At 71.4% G+C, this 14845-nt stretch carries 15 protein-coding genes; 11 read left to right on the plus strand and 4 right to left on the minus strand.

Annotated elements, in window-relative coordinates; genetic code table 11:
- The coding region (locus FCN22_RS17205; protein WP_137122798.1) for a DUF427 domain-containing protein at window positions 1-321 on the plus strand (321 nt) is incomplete at its 5' end.
- Window positions 322-357: 36 nt separating this feature from the next.
- On the opposite strand, the gene FCN22_RS17210 is transcribed toward FCN22_RS17205, so the two are convergent.
- The gene (locus tag FCN22_RS17210) at window positions 358-1923 is read right to left on the minus strand and encodes a serine hydrolase domain-containing protein (RefSeq protein WP_137122799.1); all 1566 of its coding nucleotides are present in this window, start codon (window positions 1921-1923) and stop codon (window positions 358-360) included.
- A 146-nt stretch (window positions 1924-2069) separates the two neighbouring features.
- A complete protein-coding gene (locus tag FCN22_RS17215; protein WP_137122800.1) occupies window positions 2070-2504 on the minus strand; it encodes a MarR family winged helix-turn-helix transcriptional regulator in 435 nt (144 codons plus the stop codon).
- Window positions 2505-2577: 73 nt separating this feature from the next.
- Between FCN22_RS17215 and FCN22_RS17220 the strand changes: the two genes are divergently transcribed.
- From FCN22_RS17220 to FCN22_RS17230, 3 genes are read left to right on the plus strand one after another with little or no spacing between them, the layout of a single operon-like run.
- Window positions 2578-3264, plus strand: a complete 687-nt coding sequence (locus FCN22_RS17220; protein ID WP_137122801.1) for a maleylpyruvate isomerase family mycothiol-dependent enzyme — start codon at window positions 2578-2580, stop codon at window positions 3262-3264.
- Window positions 3261-3980 carry a hypothetical protein gene (locus tag FCN22_RS22330; RefSeq protein WP_137122802.1) on the plus strand — a complete coding sequence of 240 codons (720 nt, stop codon included), beginning with the start codon at window positions 3261-3263 and terminating at the stop codon, window positions 3978-3980. Before FCN22_RS17220 ends, FCN22_RS22330 begins: the two co-directional genes overlap by 4 nt.
- Before the next feature lie 16 nt (window positions 3981-3996).
- Complete coding sequence (locus FCN22_RS17230; RefSeq protein WP_137122803.1) at window positions 3997-4470, plus strand: PPOX class F420-dependent oxidoreductase; 474 nt, start codon at window positions 3997-3999, stop codon at window positions 4468-4470.
- Between the two features lie 26 nt (window positions 4471-4496).
- Here FCN22_RS17230 and FCN22_RS17235 read toward each other — a convergent pair whose 3' ends face one another.
- Window positions 4497-5120 carry a hypothetical protein gene (locus tag FCN22_RS17235; protein ID WP_137122804.1) on the minus strand — a complete coding sequence of 208 codons (624 nt, stop codon included), beginning with the start codon at window positions 5118-5120 and terminating at the stop codon, window positions 4497-4499.
- A gap of 200 nt (window positions 5121-5320) precedes the next feature.
- Between FCN22_RS17235 and FCN22_RS17240 the strand changes: the two genes are divergently transcribed.
- The 3 genes from FCN22_RS17240 to FCN22_RS17250 all read left to right on the plus strand — a co-directional run bounded on the left by FCN22_RS17240 (window position 5321) and on the right by FCN22_RS17250 (window position 7853).
- Window positions 5321-6463, plus strand: coding sequence for a sensor histidine kinase (locus FCN22_RS17240; protein WP_137122805.1), 1143 nt, complete (start codon window positions 5321-5323; stop codon window positions 6461-6463).
- Window positions 6460-7146 carry a response regulator gene (locus FCN22_RS17245; RefSeq protein WP_238384805.1) on the plus strand — a complete coding sequence of 229 codons (687 nt, stop codon included), beginning with the start codon at window positions 6460-6462 and terminating at the stop codon, window positions 7144-7146. The genes FCN22_RS17240 and FCN22_RS17245 overlap by 4 nt, the downstream gene beginning before the upstream one ends.
- A 101-nt stretch (window positions 7147-7247) precedes the next feature.
- Window positions 7248-7853, plus strand: coding sequence for a class I SAM-dependent methyltransferase (locus FCN22_RS17250; RefSeq protein ID WP_137122806.1), 606 nt, complete (start codon window positions 7248-7250; stop codon window positions 7851-7853).
- Between the two features lie 123 nt (window positions 7854-7976).
- Here FCN22_RS17250 and FCN22_RS17255 read toward each other — a convergent pair whose 3' ends face one another.
- Window positions 7977-9194 carry an ATP-binding protein gene (locus FCN22_RS17255; RefSeq protein ID WP_137122807.1) on the minus strand — a complete coding sequence of 406 codons (1218 nt, stop codon included), beginning with the start codon at window positions 9192-9194 and terminating at the stop codon, window positions 7977-7979.
- Window positions 9195-9394: 200 nt separating this feature from the next.
- Here FCN22_RS17255 and FCN22_RS17260 point away from each other — a divergent pair, with 200 nt between their 5' ends.
- The 4 genes from FCN22_RS17260 to FCN22_RS17275 all read left to right on the plus strand — a co-directional run bounded on the left by FCN22_RS17260 (window position 9395) and on the right by FCN22_RS17275 (window position 14771).
- On the plus strand, window positions 9395-10009 hold the full coding sequence (locus tag FCN22_RS17260) for an RNA polymerase sigma factor (protein WP_137122808.1): 615 nt from the start codon (window positions 9395-9397) through the stop codon (window positions 10007-10009).
- Window positions 9996-10517, plus strand: coding sequence for a hypothetical protein (locus FCN22_RS17265; RefSeq protein ID WP_137122809.1), 522 nt, complete (start codon window positions 9996-9998; stop codon window positions 10515-10517). The genes FCN22_RS17260 and FCN22_RS17265 overlap by 14 nt, the downstream gene beginning before the upstream one ends.
- 68 nt (window positions 10518-10585) lie before the next feature.
- A complete protein-coding gene (locus FCN22_RS17270) occupies window positions 10586-12280 on the plus strand; it encodes a S8 family peptidase (protein WP_137122810.1) in 1695 nt (564 codons plus the stop codon).
- A 7-nt stretch (window positions 12281-12287) separates the two neighbouring features.
- A complete protein-coding gene (locus FCN22_RS17275) occupies window positions 12288-14771 on the plus strand; it encodes a CHAT domain-containing protein (RefSeq protein WP_137122811.1) in 2484 nt (827 codons plus the stop codon).
- The last annotated feature ends 74 nt before the right edge of the window (window positions 14772-14845 follow it).

The following is a 14845-nucleotide window of genomic DNA, read 5'->3' on the forward strand; positions in this document are numbered from 1 at the left end:
TGCTTCATCCCGCGACACGCCGACACACCCGCCACACTGGCAACATCCGTAACACCACTAACTGCGCGGCATTGCGGTTATCCCTCGGTGCCCTACCTGCCTCTCGCCGATGTTGTCGAGGACGTCCTGGAGCCGACGGACCACGCGACCTATTGCCCTTACAAGGGTGACGCCGCCTACTTCAGCCTGCACGACGAAACAGCGGGCGCCCACGCCGACAACGCGGTGTGGACCTATCCGGCGCCCCACGCGGCGGTGGCCGAGATCGCGAACCATGTCGCCTTCTATCCCGACCAGGTGGACATCGACCTGCCCGAGTAGCAGGTTCGCCAGCACGGCGGGTATGCCGTTTCGCCGTCAGGGCAGCAGCACCCGCACATTGGGCATCGTCCCGATGAACGCTGGACCCAGCCCGCTCCGGCGGGGCGAGACGTCGTCTGGTGATGCACTGCGGGGTCGGCCGAAGGGCACCGCCTCCACGACGAACTCCTGTACCTGCGCGGGGTTGATCGGCGTCAGGTGGATCATGCAGATCAGCTCACCGTGCTCGCCCGGCACCGACCACGTCACGTCAGCGGGGGTCGCGGCAGAGACGATGTCGGCTAGGGGGCGTGGCGCGCCCAACGGTCCGATCTCGTCGACCAACCGCTCGAGCTCCGCGCGCCGCTGCACCAGCGGCCGGTCGAAGTCCACGTTCGGCGCGAAGACCCGGGCCGCCACCTCGTCGTCCCAGGCCCGGATCAGCGACTCGACCTCGGCGCGCAGGTCGGCCGTCTCCTGCCACAGCACGATGGTCTGCGCGGCAACCTCGTCGCGGGCAAGGGCGCGTCCGAGGGCATCGCGACACAACGTGGCCGGGTCGCCGCGGTGGCTGTTGGTCAGCACCACGGTCGCGTTTCCGGAGTCGGGGTGCCAGCACATGAAAAGGGTGAAACCGGGCAGCCCTCCCCCGTGTGAGACGACCGTCCCGCGCCACAGGTCCTGGGAGACGCGCAGGCCGAGGGCGTATCCGCCGAGGTTGGCTTGCAACCCGCCATTGGAGCGCATGGACAACACCGGCGGGTCCACGATGTGCAGCCGCTGCAGCTCCCGGCGCGAGGCGCGACTCAGCACCTCATCGTGGTCGCCGTGGCCGTCTGCCCGCGGAGCGCGGAAGGCCGCGCCGAGCCAGGTCATCCAGGTGGCCAGGTCACGCACCGTGCTCATCATGCCGCCGGCCGCCGCGAAGGCCGCCGATGCCGTCGGCGCGAAGGGCGTCCACCGGCCCTCGACGTCCAAGGAGTAGCCGGTCGCGCGGTCGATGCCGGCCGGCGCAGCGTTGTCGAAGAAGGTCCGGGTCAGGCCGAGCGGGACCAGCACCTCGTCGTGGACGAACTCCTCGATCGGGCGACCGACGGCGCGCCCCACGGCGAGCCCGGCGAGGGCGTAGCCGAGGTTGGAGTACTCGTAGGTCGACCCGGGCGAGTGGCTGTAGCGGACCCCGTCCTTCAGCTGCCTCAGCAGCTCGGTCTCGTCCATGTGGATGAAGGGGTCGATCCACGAGTTGTCCTCGGTCAGCCCGCCGGACATGCTGAAGAGCATCCGCATCGTCGGTGGGTCACAGGGGTCCTCCATGGCGCCGGCTCCTGCGAAGTCGGGGAACCATGCCGTGATCGGGTCATCCAGGGAAAGGAGCCCGCGGTCGCGTGCCACCAGCGCCGCACAGGCGACGAAGCTCTTGGTCATCGACGCGATCGGAAACACGGTGTCGGCGTCGGGCTCCAGTCCGTCGTCGTTCGCCACCCCGAATCCCCTGGAGTGCGAGAGCCCCTCGGCGGTGGCGTGGCCGTAGACCAGCCCCTTAGCCTGGTCGGCTTCCGTGTACTGGCGAAAGAACGCGTCCAGCTCGGCGGCCAGTGGGGTGCGGAGGGTCTCACTCGACATGGGTCAGTTCCTGTGGTCGGGGCCGGTGACGGTCGACCGGGTGGCGTCCTCGCGGGTGGCGACCTCTCGCCATCCGGTCTGGTGCCCAAGGTAACGCGGACGCGCCACCGATGCGGCGGCCGGCCCAGCGGATCAGGGAGCGACGGTCAGTCCGTGGCGTAGGGGTCGGTGATCGAGCGCAGCGCGAGCAGGGTCTGGCGCAGCTCCTCCGCTCGTCGGTGTCCGAGCAGGGAGACCCATTCGGCCTCGACCCGCGCCTCCTCCTGTCTCGCCACCGCGGCGGCCTCGAGGCCGAGCGCCGTGATGCGGATCAGCCTGGCGCGCGCGTCGGACGGGTCCGGAATGCGTTCGAGATATCCCCCACGTTCGAGCTGGTCGACCAGGTAGCCGGCGGTCTGCTTGGTGACCTGGGCCGCCGCGGCGAGGCGGGTCAACCGTGATCCCTGCGGATCGACCCGCTGGAAGACGCGCGCCTGGGCGGTGGTGACGGAGTAACCCGCAGCACGCACGGCGTCGAGGACGCGCTCCTCCAGGTGGCGGTAGGGCAGGAACAGCAGCACACCCAGGCTGGGGCCGGTCACGGCATACCACTTGCCTTTCCTGGTCGAGCAGAGCAGACTAGTCAGAACTTCTTACCATATGAGGTGAACGGCCATGGACGAGGCACTCTGGTCGAGCATGGAGCGCGAACGACACTCCCTGGCCGAGCTGCTGGGCGGCCTGACGCCGCAGCAGTGGGAGCACCCGTCACTGTGTGCCCGCTGGCGGGTCAGGGAGGTCGCTGCGCACGTGGCGATGACGCCGACCGGGACGGACACCGGCATGCTGGTCCGCGCCCTGGTCCGGTCACGGGGAAACCTCTGGTCGGCAGGGGCCGCACTGGCGATCGCCCATGCCCGGCGACCGACCGAGCTGATCGTCGAGGAGCTCCACCGTGACGCGGCCTCCCGCCGCATGCCTCGGCTGACCAACGCGGACAACCTGCTGCTCGACGTCCTCGTGCACGGCCAGGACATCTGCGTGCCGCTCGGCCTCGAGCGTCCCGCGCCGACCGAAGCCGCGCAGACCTCGTTCGAGCACGTATGGCGGATGGGCTGGCCCTTCCACGCACGTCGCCGGATGCGCGGGGTGCGGTTGGTGGCAACGGACGCCCGGGTCTGCGTCGGCGAAGGGCCCGTGGTCGCAGGGCGACTGGCCGATCTGCTGTTGCTGGTCACCGGCCGCACGGCAGCGGCTCTCGCCCGGCTCGATGGTGAAGGGACCGCTGTCATCGCGGCGCGCGGCGATGCTGTCTCGACGGTTCCCCCGAGCCCGGCCGCGGGCTCACGTGGTGCGGCGTGACGCTCACGCCGTGTTCCGACCTGTCAGCCGCACGGTGGCTGTGCACCAGCACCCGGCCCTGGGACCGACTCGTCGGTTTCGGGCCGGACGGCTTGCCCGCATATGCGCGGCTGCGGTTCATTCCCGACCCGAGCTACGAGGGGCAGAGCGAGAACGACCGCGAGGACGATGACGACGCTCCCCCCGAGACGACGCAGTTGCGCCGTGTCCTGGAGACGCTGGCACGGCATACGCGCACTCCGCAGGAGTGCTACTTCTGCCTCTGGGACGGCTGGGGCGTGAGCCTCGACGGTGCCGGCGTCATGAGCCTCGGCGATGGCGCCGTCACCGAGGACGACGGCGCGGAGCAGCCGGACCCCGCGGCTGTCCCTGGTTTTGCGCCTGCCCCGTCGCCGTCCGGGTCACGTTGGCCGAAGGTCGTCCTCCCCCACCGCGCCTACTACCTCTTCCACGGGCCGGTGTCCGGGCTCGGCGAGTGGGCCGGCCGCGAGGAGTCGGCGGATCCCCACGCAGCTCTCCGAGGGCCTTCACGCGCCTTCGCGCCGGATCCGGCGTTCGTCTGGCCGGCCGATCACGCCTGGTGCGTCGCCAAGGACGTCGACCCGCACTGGGCCGGTATCGGCGCCGACCCCGTCGCCATCGGGGAGCTGCTGACCGACTCCCGGCTCGACGTGGTCCCGGCCGACCCCGACGCGGACCAGCCCCGCTACCGGTAGCGCGTAGATTGCCGTCATGGCCCGAAGCATCGCGAAGAACACCGTGGTCCAGCTCGACGCCCTGCTCGACTTCGTCCGCCCGCGGCACCGGATGGTGCTCGCCACGACGCGTGCTGACGGACGCCCGCAGATCTCGCCGGTCAGCGGCGGAGTGGACGCGGCCGGCCGGATCGTCATCTCGAGCTATCCCGGCCGCGCCAAGACCACCAACGCCGAACGCCACACGCAGGTGTCGGTCGTCGTGATGTCGGACGAGTGGAACGACGCCTGGGTGCAGGTCGACGGCGACGCGGAGGTGCTGCACATGCCCGACGCCGAGGACGCGCTCGTCGACTACTTCCGAAGCATCTCGGGCGAGCATCCCGACTGGGACGAGTACCGCGAGGCGATGCGCATCCAGGACAAGTCGCTCATCCGGATCACGCCGACCCGTTGGGGGCCCATCGCGACCGGCGGCTTCCCGGCCGACGTCGCCGCCCGGCTCGGGTAGCCTCACCCGGCCGGTCCGAAGGCGCGTCAGGACTGCAGGATCGGCTCGATGGTGGCCGGGCTCGACTGCAACCGCATCAGGGAGACGCCGCAGACCAGGGTCCACAGGACGAAGACGAAGAGCGTGAAGAAGAGCGGCGCGAGGATGCCACAGACGCCCGCGACGACCGAGAAGCCGCGCAGCCACAAGGGCAGGTCGGTCCGCCACAGCATGATCGCGACCACCCCGATGAACAGCGCCGGCGCGCACCCACCGAGCAGCCCGGCGATCTCCCCGATGGTGTGGGCAACGGGCAGCGGAATCCCGGCCGTGATGTCCGGACCACCCTCCGCGGTCGCCACGACGACCCCCGCTCCGATGAACCAGCCCACGACGCCGGTGGCGACGGCGGCGATCGACAGTCCCCAGACGAACTCGCCGAGCCGACCGAGCTCGTCGCGGATCCCGTGGGCGAACACGAGCAGCGCGAGCATGGACGCGATGCCCACGTAGGCGAGGACGAAGGTGCGCAGGGCATGGCCCTGTGCGAGGTAAGCCGTGACCTTGACCGGTTCGTAGTCGCCGCCAGGAATCTCGGCGGTCATGAACGTGACGAGAGTACCGAGGCCGAAGACGAACAGGCCGATCCCGGCGGTGCGACGGTGGACCATGGTGGGTTCCTTTCGGGCAGAAGGGGTCTGACAGCAGGGTGCTGTTCCTCGACGGTAGGAACAGCAGTCGCCAGCTGTCGTCCCTCGACCTGACGATCTGTGGATGCCTGGTGAGCGCGTCCCGAGTCGGCCGGAGGACGACCGGCGATCCTCCTGAAGGAGGACGTCGACGACCGGCAGCGGCGCTACCGTTCTTGGCTATGGGCCGTCGCAGCCGTGCCAGCTGGGCCTTCGACGTGGCCGTCGCGCTGGTGGCCTTCGCGCTCGGCCAGATCGAGGTGTGGGACGGTGCGGGCTCCACGCACCGGCAGGGTCCGCACTGGGCTCAGGCGCTGACCTACGCCATCACGGCCCTGCTGCTGGTCGGACGCCGGTGGCGGCCGTTGGAGACGCTGGCCGTGATCGTGGTCGTCTACCTGGCCGCCTTCACGACGTTCGGGTCGCCCGAGGGCAACGCGGTCGGCACCATGCCGGCGATCGCCGCCTACAGCGTCGGGCGGTGGGAGCGTCGGTATCCCAGCGTCTGGGGGCTGGCTGCCCTCGCCGTCTTCACCGCCGGGTGGATCGGCTTCGACCCGCTCGTGACCTCCTGGACGATGCGTGGGGAGTCGCTCTTCTGGGGGCTCCAGCCGATGGTGGCCTGGCTCGTCGGTGCGCTCATCCGCTCCCGCATGCAGGTGCGCGAGCAACGGCGGCTGCGTGAACAGGACGTCAGCGCCCGGGCCGTCTCGGAGGAACGCAACCGGATCGCCCGCGAGCTCCACGACGTCATCGGCCACAACGTGAGCGTCATGACGGTCCAGGCCGCCGCCGTCCGGCGCCGGCTCACCCCCGACCAGGTGGTCGAGCGCGAGGCGCTGGGAACGGTCGAGACCGTGGGACGGGAGGCGCTCGCCGAGATGCGCCGCATGGTCGCGATCCTGCGCGCCGAGGGTCAGGTGGTCGAGCTGACGCCAGCCCCGGGCCTGGCCGAGGTGGATCAGCTGATCACGCGTTTCCAGGGAGCAGGACTGCCGGTTCGACTCACGGTCACCGGATCGGCCCGGCCGGTCGCTCCCGGGCTGGACCTCACGGCATACCGCGTCGTCCAGGAGGGTCTCACCAACGTGCTGCGGCACGCCGACGGTCCGCAGCGTGCCGAGGTGCTCATCAGCTATGGACCCGACGTGCTGGAGCTCGCGGTCCGGGACGACGGAAGGCCCTCGCGGAGGCAGGTGACGCCGGGCCACGGGCTCATCGGGATGCGTGAACGCGTTGGTGTCTATGGCGGTCGGCTCGTCGCAGGGGTCCAGTCCGACGGCGGGTTCGAGCTCCACGCGACGCTGCCGCTGGAGATGTCATGAGCGACCCCGAAATGAGCATCGCGGTCCTCATCGCCGACGACCAGGCGCTGGTGCGTTGCGGCTTTCGTCTCCTGCTCGAGATCGAGCCGGACCTGGAGATCGTCGGCGAGGCCACTGACGGGCTCGACGTGGTGCAGCAGGTGCGGCGGCTGCGACCCGACATCGTCCTGATGGACGTGCGCATGCCGCGCGTCGACGGCATCGAGGCCACCCGACGCATCATGTCGCTACCCCAGTGTGCGAGCAGGGTCGTCATGCTGACCACGTTCGACCTCGACGACTACGTCTACGAGGCGCTGCGTGCCGGGGCGAGCGGCTTCCTCCTCAAGGACGTCGAGCCGGCCATCCTCATCGCGGGGATCCGCGCGGTGCACGCCGGTGAGTCGCTGCTTGCGCCGCAGGTGACCAAGCGGATGATCGAGACCTTCCTGACCCGTCGCCCCGCACCCGACCGGGCAGTCGCCGCGCAGCTGGCCACCTTGACGACCCGCGAACGCGAGACCCTCGACCTCGTCGCGCAAGGCCTCTCCAACGCCGAGATAGCCAGGACCTTCGTGGTGGCCGAGACCACCGTGAAGACCCACGTCGCGCGCGTTCTGCTCAAGCTCGACCTGCGCGATCGGGTGCACGCAGTCATCTACGCCTACGAGCACGGCCTGGTCGCGCCTCGTGAGTTGCGGTGAACGCGGATCACCGGCTCCCTCTGCGGTGCCCACGTCGATCACCGCGGGATGGCAGGCTTCCCGGCGCCTCGACCGGCGGCGGCGCGGATATCGTGCATGCCATGGGTTCGCGACAAGGACACGACAACTGGGACGAGCAGTATGCCGTCGACGTGCCTCCGCCCTGGGAGATCGGTGGGCCTCAGCCCGCCCTAGCCGCGCTGGTCGGTCGGATCTCGCTCGAGGGCCCGGTCCTCGACGCCGGTTGCGGCACGGGGGAACTCGCGATCCTGATCGCCGAGAGGGGCTACCAGGTCGTCGGGTTGGACTGCTCCCGACGCGCGATCGACACGGCTCGGACCAAGGCGGCGGACAGTGCCTTGGACATCGAGTTCCTCGTGGGTGATGCCGAGCGCCTCGAGGACCTCCCCGTCAGGCCCCGGACGGTCTTCGACTCAGGGCTGCTGCACAACCTCGACGAGGGTGGCCGGCGGGCCTACCTCCGAGGCCTCACCGCCATCTGCGCTCCGGGGGCAGTGGTCCACATCCTTGCCGTGGCGGACGAGGCGGGTCCGGGCTGGGACCTCACGCCCAAGGCGCTGAACCAGCTTTTCCCGGCACCGCACTGGGTCGACACCACCGTCGATACGGCGGACGTGCTCGCCAACGTCGACGGCGAGGAGCTCCACCTGCCGGCGTTCCTGCTGTCCACCAGGCGCGCAACCTGACGCCGTGCGTCCTGCCATCACAGCCCGACGGGGTGTGCCTGCTCGGGTGGGGTGCCGATGGCGCCGATGTCATGACCGGTGCAGGCCCGATGGGTGGTGGCCAGGAGACTCGCGAGGCCTGGCTCAGGCAGTGCTGCGCAGGTAACGGCCGAAATGCGGCACGGTGAACGCGATCCGGCCCCGCTCCCCGCTGTAGATCAGACCCTTCTTGAGCAGGGCGTCCCGGGCGGGCGACAGCGACTGCGGCTTGCGGTCGAGGACCGCGGCGACCGCCGCCGTCGGCACCGAGTCGACGTCGTCGGGCTGGACGTCCTCGGCCTTGTCCGCCTCGGCCGTGGCGGCGTCCGCCATCGCGCGCAGGTACTCCCGCTCGCCCGGCGTGGCCCGCTCGTAGCGGGACCCGAAGAAGCCCACCGCCAGCTCGGACTCGGCCTCCGGCGCAGCGACGGCGACGTCCTCCACGGTGATCGGCGACCGCGGTGCCACGTCCCAGGCGACCTTGCCGTAGGCCTGGATGAAGTAGGGGTAGCCGCCGGTCGCGGCATACATCGCCTCCAGCGCCTCCGGGGTGAAGTCGGCGCCCTCCTCCCGGGCGGGCAACTGCAGCGCGTGATCGGCGGCCGCGCGGTCGAGGCGGTCGATCCGCGAGTAGCGGAAGAGCCGCTCGCTGTAGGACTTGCTGGCGCTGAGCACCGCCGGCAGGTGCGGCAGGCCGGCGCCGACGACGATCACCGGCAGCCCGCTCTGGCCGATCTCGTGGCAGGCCGCGCACAGGGCCGACACGTCCTCGGGGTGGAGGTCCTGCATCTCGTCGATGCAGATGGCGACGCCCTTGCCGACGTCCGCCGCCAGTCCACCCACATCGGTGAGCAGCTCGACGAGGTCGATCTCGATGTCCCCGGAGTCTGCCCGGCCGGTGATCGCAGGTGCGTCGATGCCGGGGTTCCACCGGTCCCGCAGCTTGGCGCCGGGAGCCGAATCGCGTTGCGCGAAAGCCTTGATCACGCCGAGGACGTGGTCGACGTCGTCGCCCTGGGGGTGCCCGAGCTCGCGGGTCGCGACGTGCAGCGCCGCGGACAGCGGACGGCGCAAGCGCTGGTCGGGACGTGCCTCGAGCTTGCCGGTCCCCCAGTGGGCGCGGACGGCTGCGGAGCGCAGGGCGTTGAGCAGCACCGTCTTGCCGACGCCCCGCAGGCCGGTGAGGATGATCGACCGCTCCGGGCGGGACCGCGCGATGCGCTCCAGCACGACGTCGAAGCTGCGCAGCTGCTCGTCGCGACCGGCGAGCTCGGGCGGGCGCTGGCCCGCACCGGGGGCATAGGGGTTCTTGATCGGATCCACGATCGCACCCTATACGGCCGTCTAGCGAGATCATGAGACATGCCGATACGACGACATCGTGTCGCCGATGCCTCTCGGCAAAGAGCGGCCGGACCACTACATTGGGTCATCGATGTATCAGCGGCCGGGCAGGCCGCTCCTGTCGCTGTGAGGGCCCATCCCGGGTCCCACTCGACGACGAGGACGAGAGCAGCGCAGCCATGGTGGATGTGGACCGGAGGCCGGTGGTGGAGCCGCGGGCGTCCCTGTGGTCCGACGCCGCCGAGGCCTTCAGCCGCTGGCGCGAGGGGGATCCGGCGGGACTGGACGACCTGGTCCGCCTGCTCAGCCCGGTCCTCTGGCACGTCGTGCGAGCCTACGGGCTCGAACGCGACCGGGCCGAGGACGTGGTGCAGACCACCTGGCTGACCCTCGTGCGACGAGCCGACTCGGTCAAGGACTGCCAGGCCATCGGTGCGTGGCTCACCACGACGGCGCGCCGCGAGGCCTGGCGACAGTCCGGAGCCGAGTCCCGCACGTCGACGGCGACCGACGAGTTCCTCGCCGACAAGGTGCCACCCGGACAGTCCGCCGAGGCCGAGGTGCTCGTGCGCGACGAGCAGGACCGGCTGTGGGCAGGCGTCCGGCAGCTCTCCGACAGGTGTCAGCGGCTGTTGCGCATCGTCGCCTTCTCCCCTCGACCCAACTACACCGACCTGTCCGACGAGCTCGGGATGCCGGTGGGCAGCATCGGCCCCACCCGCGGCCGGTGCCTCGACAAGCTGCGAACGCTCCTCACCGAGCCGATCAAGGGGGCCACCCGTGTCCGAGTCTGACTTCTCCCTCCTGGATGACCACACGACATACGACCGGCTCACCCGCATGTGGGACGCACGCGATCCCATGCCCCACGACCTGCCGGAGACGGTGCTGGTGGCGCTGGCGCTCGACGACCTGGACGCGGACTACGAGCTGCTCCACCTCGTGCAGCACACCCGTGAGCTCGCCGGCACCCGCAGCCAGAGCGAGGCGCTGACCATCGTGTTCTCAGGCGTGAGCGTCTGGCTGATGATGCAGGTGCGGGCCCTGAGCCCCTCGGAGCGCCGGCTCGACGGATGGATCTCGCCGGCGCGTCGGCTGCGGGTCAGCGTGCGCCAGGACGGGGTCACCTGGGAGTCGCGAGCCGACGCCCAGGGACGGTTCGAGCTGCCGCGGCTGCCGAGCGGCCTGTCGCGGGTCGTGCTCTCCGACCTCGACGAGCCACCGGCCGACGGCGAACCCGATGAGGACCCCGCCGAGGAGGGCGAGACGCTGCAGTTCGCCACTCCCGCCTTCGAGCTCTGACCGACCGACCGGCGCAGCCGGTCCAGACACGTTCCGGCGGCAGGGCCGCCACGGATGAGAGGTATGCCGTGACCGAACCCGAGGCGAACCCGCGCGACGACGGGCGTCGGCACCTGCCCGCCCTCAACCACCGTGACCGTGACCCTCGGCCGATCTCTGGGAGCCACGTGCGGTCCCTCGGGGGACACAGCCTCGACCCACGCACCGCCCAGGCCGTCGACGGTGTCACCCCGCGTTCAACCGACTACGTCGGGAGACGCCTGGTGATCTCGGCCGGCCAGGACCGGGACGACGTGCTGGCACGCCTGCGGGAGGCGGCCGATCCGCTGGGGTGGCAGGTCAGCCTGGACGACGCCTATCCCTGCTCGCGGGTCGCGGGCGCGATCGACCCGGCGTCGACGCGCACCGGCGAAGGTCACCGACACGGCTGTGGTTGTGACGGTGCACCGCCCCTCGGACTGACCCGGGTCGTCGTCTCCGTGCGGCCGGGTGAGGCTGCGCCCGCCCCGGACGGATGGACGCTGCTGCAGCACGCGCGGGCGCGGTTCGGCGCCGAGCAGTTCGGTGGCGTCGGCCTCGACCACCTGCTCAAGGTGACCCCGGTCGAGCACCCCAACCCGTACGAGAGCTCCAACCCCTATGAGAGCTCCAACCCCTACGAGAGCTCCAACCCGTATGAGAGCTCGAACCCCTACGAGAGCTCGAATCCGGTCGACGGCGCGGGGCTGGCGTCCTATGGCCGGCCCGGTGGTGGCGGCCGGTCACCGCTGGCGTTCATCGGCGGCCGCCCGCACCGCACACCGGACTCGGAACTCCCCGGGCGGCGACCCGTCGTGGCGATCCTCGACACCGGGTGCGGCGCTCACCCGTGGCTGGACGGCATCGTGGACACCTCGGTGACCCTGGACGGCACCCCCATCGGGGACACCGGACGGGCCAACGACCCGGAGGTCGGCGGCGACCACTCCGGGCCGTTCGACGGGTCCCTCGACCCGCTCTCCGGTCACGGCACCTTCATCTGCGGTGTGGTGCACCAGGTCTGCCCCGACGCCGACATCGTCGCCTGGCGGGTGGTGTCCTCGAGCGGGACGATCGTGGAGTCGGACTGGGTCGACGCACTGGTCAAGATCGCCGAGCTCGCCCGTCGGCACGCCGCTGGGGAGCCCGGTGGCCACCCCATCGACGTGCTCAACCTCTCGATGGGCTACTACCACGAGACCCCGCAGGACGCGCTGTTCGACCCGACCCTCCGCGGCATCCTGGACCTGCTCGGAGAGTGCGGCGTCGCCGTGGTCTGCTCGGTCGGCAACGACGCGACCGCGCGCGAGTTCTATCCGGCGGCCTTCGCCCCACGCAGCGGCGACGACCAGCCGCGCGGGCCCGAGCGGGTGCCGGTGGTGTCGGTCGGTGCACTCAATCCGGACTGCGATTCGGTCGCCCTCTTCAGCAACACCGGCGACTGGGTCCGCTGCTACGCCCCGGGCGCGAAGGTCCTGAGCACCATGCCCGCCTTCCAGGGCGGGCTCGAGCCGGTCGCCCGGACCACAGCACACGGACTGGTGCGCGAGTCGATCGACCCGGACGACTTCACGGGCGGTTTCGGGGTGTGGAGCGGCACGTCCTTCGCGGCGCCGTTCGTGGCCGGCCGGCTGGCTGGGGCGCTGGCAGGGTCGTTGCCCCCCCAGGGGCAGCCGGATCCCGCCGGGCAGCGGGTTGCCCGCGCCCGGGGTGCGGTGAGGAAGGTCACCGGCATCGGGCCATGATGGACGCGTGCTCAGCGCAGCGACGCTCCACCGCCGTGGCCTGGACGAGGCCAATGCCGGCCGGCACGCGGCCGCCCGGCGCAGTTTCCGCACGGCCCTGGACCGGGCGACCGACGACGAGACGGTGGCCCAGATCGAGCTCAGCCTGGCCTACACCGAGTCCGAGCTCGGCACCGTCGACACCGGTCTGGCCCTGTGCCAGCACGCCCTCGGGCTGGCCGAGGTCCCGGACCTCGTGCGCGGCAAGATCTGGGGTCAGCTGGGCCTGCTCCACATGCGCGCCGGTGACGGCGACGCCGCCCTGGCGGCCCTCGCCCGTGCGGAGCCATTGCTCGACGACGACCAGGCCGAGGCCCTCGGCAACCTGCACCTGACGCGCGGCAACATCCACCTGCAGCGACGCCAGGTGGCCGAGGCACGGCACGACTTCGAAGCCGCAGCCAGGCACTACGCCCGCGGTGGTTTCGAGGTGCACCAGGGCAAGACCCAGCACAACCTGGGCTACACGCAGCTGCTCTCGGGCGACCTCCCGGACGCGTTGCGGCTCATGGACGAGGCCAGCCCCGTGCTCAAGGGACTGTCCAAGGTCTCCGAGGCGGTCGGCGCCCAGGACCGGTCCGAGGCGTTGATCGCAGCCGGGCAGCCTGAAGACGCGGCGGAGGCCCTGCGGACCTCGAGCCGCGCCTTCGCCTCGCGGGGGATGCGGCAGCGCCAGGCCGAGGCGCTGTTGGTCCTGGCGCAGCTGCTCCTGCGAGATGAACCGAGGGAGGCGAAGGCGGTCGCGAGCCGAGCAGCGCGGCTCTTCTCGGCGCGGGGCAGCGAGGTCTGGGCGCTGCGAGCCCGCGGTGTGGCGTTCACCGCCGACATCCTCGCCGGCCGTCACGACGCGGCACTGCTGCCGCAGGTGACCGAGGTCGCGGATGCCCTGCGCTGGCACGGGCTGCGCCAGGAGGCGGGCGCGCTGACCCTCCAGTCCGCGCGGATTGCGCTGGCCCGCCACGAACCCGCGCTCGCCCGCACCGTGATCTCGACGGTGCGCGTCGGCCCCACCTCACCGTTGGAGCACCGACTGCTCGGCCGGGAGGTCCGCGCCGAGCTGGCCGCCGCGCAGGGCCGGCGCGTGCATGCACTGGGTCACGTCCGCCAGGGCCTGCGGGAGTTGCTCGACTGGCAGGCATCGTTCGGCTCGCTCGACCTGCAGACCTCGTTGGTGCGGCACGGCCAGCGGCTCGCCTTCCACGGGCTCTCCCTGGCGCTGGAGGACGGCCGGCCCACGACGGTCTTCGAGTGGGCCGAGCGCGCCCGTGCGCTGGCCAGCCAGGTCGCGCCCATGCGTCCACCCGCAGACCCCGAGACGGCCGAGCTCCTGATCGAGCTGCGTGAGCTGCACGCCGCGATCCGGGCCGCCGAGAAGTCAGGCGCGACGGCGGCCCCCGAGCGCAGGCGGGCCGCTGCCCTGCGCGCCACCATCCGTCAACGAGCTTGGCACGGCGCCGGATCCGGTGTCGTCACCGAGCCTGTCGACCTGATGCGGGTGATGGCCGAGCTCGAGCCGTTGGGAGGCGTCCTCATCGCCCACGTGTTCGTGGCCGAGCACCTGCACGCGCTCGTCGCGGGCGCGGGACCCCCACGGCTGGTCGACCTCGGCGACTTCGGGCCGGTCCGCCGCCTGCTCGAAGGGATGCAGGCCGACCTCGACATGGCGGCGACGCACCTGCCCGGTCCGATGCGGCAGGTGGTCACCCGCAGCCTGCACGCCCGCCTCGCCGAGCTCGACCAGCACCTGACCGGCTCGCTCGGACCGATCGGCGACGGTCCGGTCGTTCTCGTTCCGGCGGGCGCGCTCGCCGGAACGCCCTGGTCGATGCTGCCCAGCCTGCGCGGCCGTCCGGTGACCGTGCCGCGGTCGGCGAGCCTGTGGCTCGACCTCCACCGGGTGGCCTCCCCTCCTCGGAGGGCAGGCTTCGTGGCCGGCCCTCGGGTCCGTCGGGCGGAGGAGGAGATCCGGCGGGCGTCCGGTGCCTGGCGCCACCAACGCACGCTCGTCGGCCCGGACGCCGACGCCGCCTCGGTCTCGGCCCTGGCTGCCGACGTGGACGTCCTGCACGTGGCGGCACACGGCCGGCACGCGGCGGACAACCCGCTCTTCTCCGGTCTCGAGCTGGCCGACGGTCCGTGGTTCGGCTACGACATCGACCGGCTCGCCTCGATCCCGTCCACGGTCGTGCTCTCCGCCTGTGAGGTCGGCCGGTCGTCGATGCGCTGGGGCGAGGAGGCGGTCGGTATGACGGCGGCCTGGCTGCACGCCGGGGCGCGCGTGGTCATCGCCTCACCGGCCAGCGTGGACGACGACGTCGCGAGCGAGGTGCTCGGCGGGATCCACCAGGGGCTGTCCGCCGGCCGCCCGCCCGCGGAGGCGCTCGCGGCCGTCACCGCCGGGCTTGCGGACGAGGCCCCCTGCCCCTTCATCTGTTTCGGAGCCGGCTGGTAGCCGACCCGTCAGCGGCCCGTCATGACGGCTCCCCCCGCGTCGTATCAGCGACGGTCACGAGCCCTCCTCCTCCG

Source organism: Segeticoccus rhizosphaerae (genome assembly GCF_005222685.1).
Classification (GTDB): domain Bacteria; phylum Actinomycetota; class Actinomycetes; order Actinomycetales; family Dermatophilaceae; genus Segeticoccus; species Segeticoccus rhizosphaerae.

What these genes read in the sequence shown, in the direction of transcription:
- FCN22_RS17245 (WP_238384805.1), top strand. Translation starts at nt 6,460, where the DNA reads ATGAGCGACCCCGAAATGAGCATCGCGGTCCTCATCGCCGACGACCAG.
- FCN22_RS17230 (WP_137122803.1), top strand. Translation starts at nt 3,997, where the DNA reads ATGGCCCGAAGCATCGCGAAGAACACCGTGGTCCAGCTCGACGCCCTG.
- FCN22_RS17240 (WP_137122805.1), top strand. Translation starts at nt 5,321, where the DNA reads ATGGGCCGTCGCAGCCGTGCCAGCTGGGCCTTCGACGTGGCCGTCGCG.
- FCN22_RS17260 (WP_137122808.1), top strand. Translation starts at nt 9,395, where the DNA reads ATGGTGGATGTGGACCGGAGGCCGGTGGTGGAGCCGCGGGCGTCCCTG.
- FCN22_RS17220 (WP_137122801.1), top strand. Translation starts at nt 2,578, where the DNA reads ATGGACGAGGCACTCTGGTCGAGCATGGAGCGCGAACGACACTCCCTG.
- FCN22_RS17250 (WP_137122806.1), top strand. Translation starts at nt 7,248, where the DNA reads ATGGGTTCGCGACAAGGACACGACAACTGGGACGAGCAGTATGCCGTC.
- FCN22_RS17235 (WP_137122804.1), bottom strand. Translation starts at nt 5,120, where the DNA reads ATGGTCCACCGTCGCACCGCCGGGATCGGCCTGTTCGTCTTCGGCCTC.
- FCN22_RS17210 (WP_137122799.1), bottom strand. Translation starts at nt 1,923, where the DNA reads ATGTCGAGTGAGACCCTCCGCACCCCACTGGCCGCCGAGCTGGACGCG.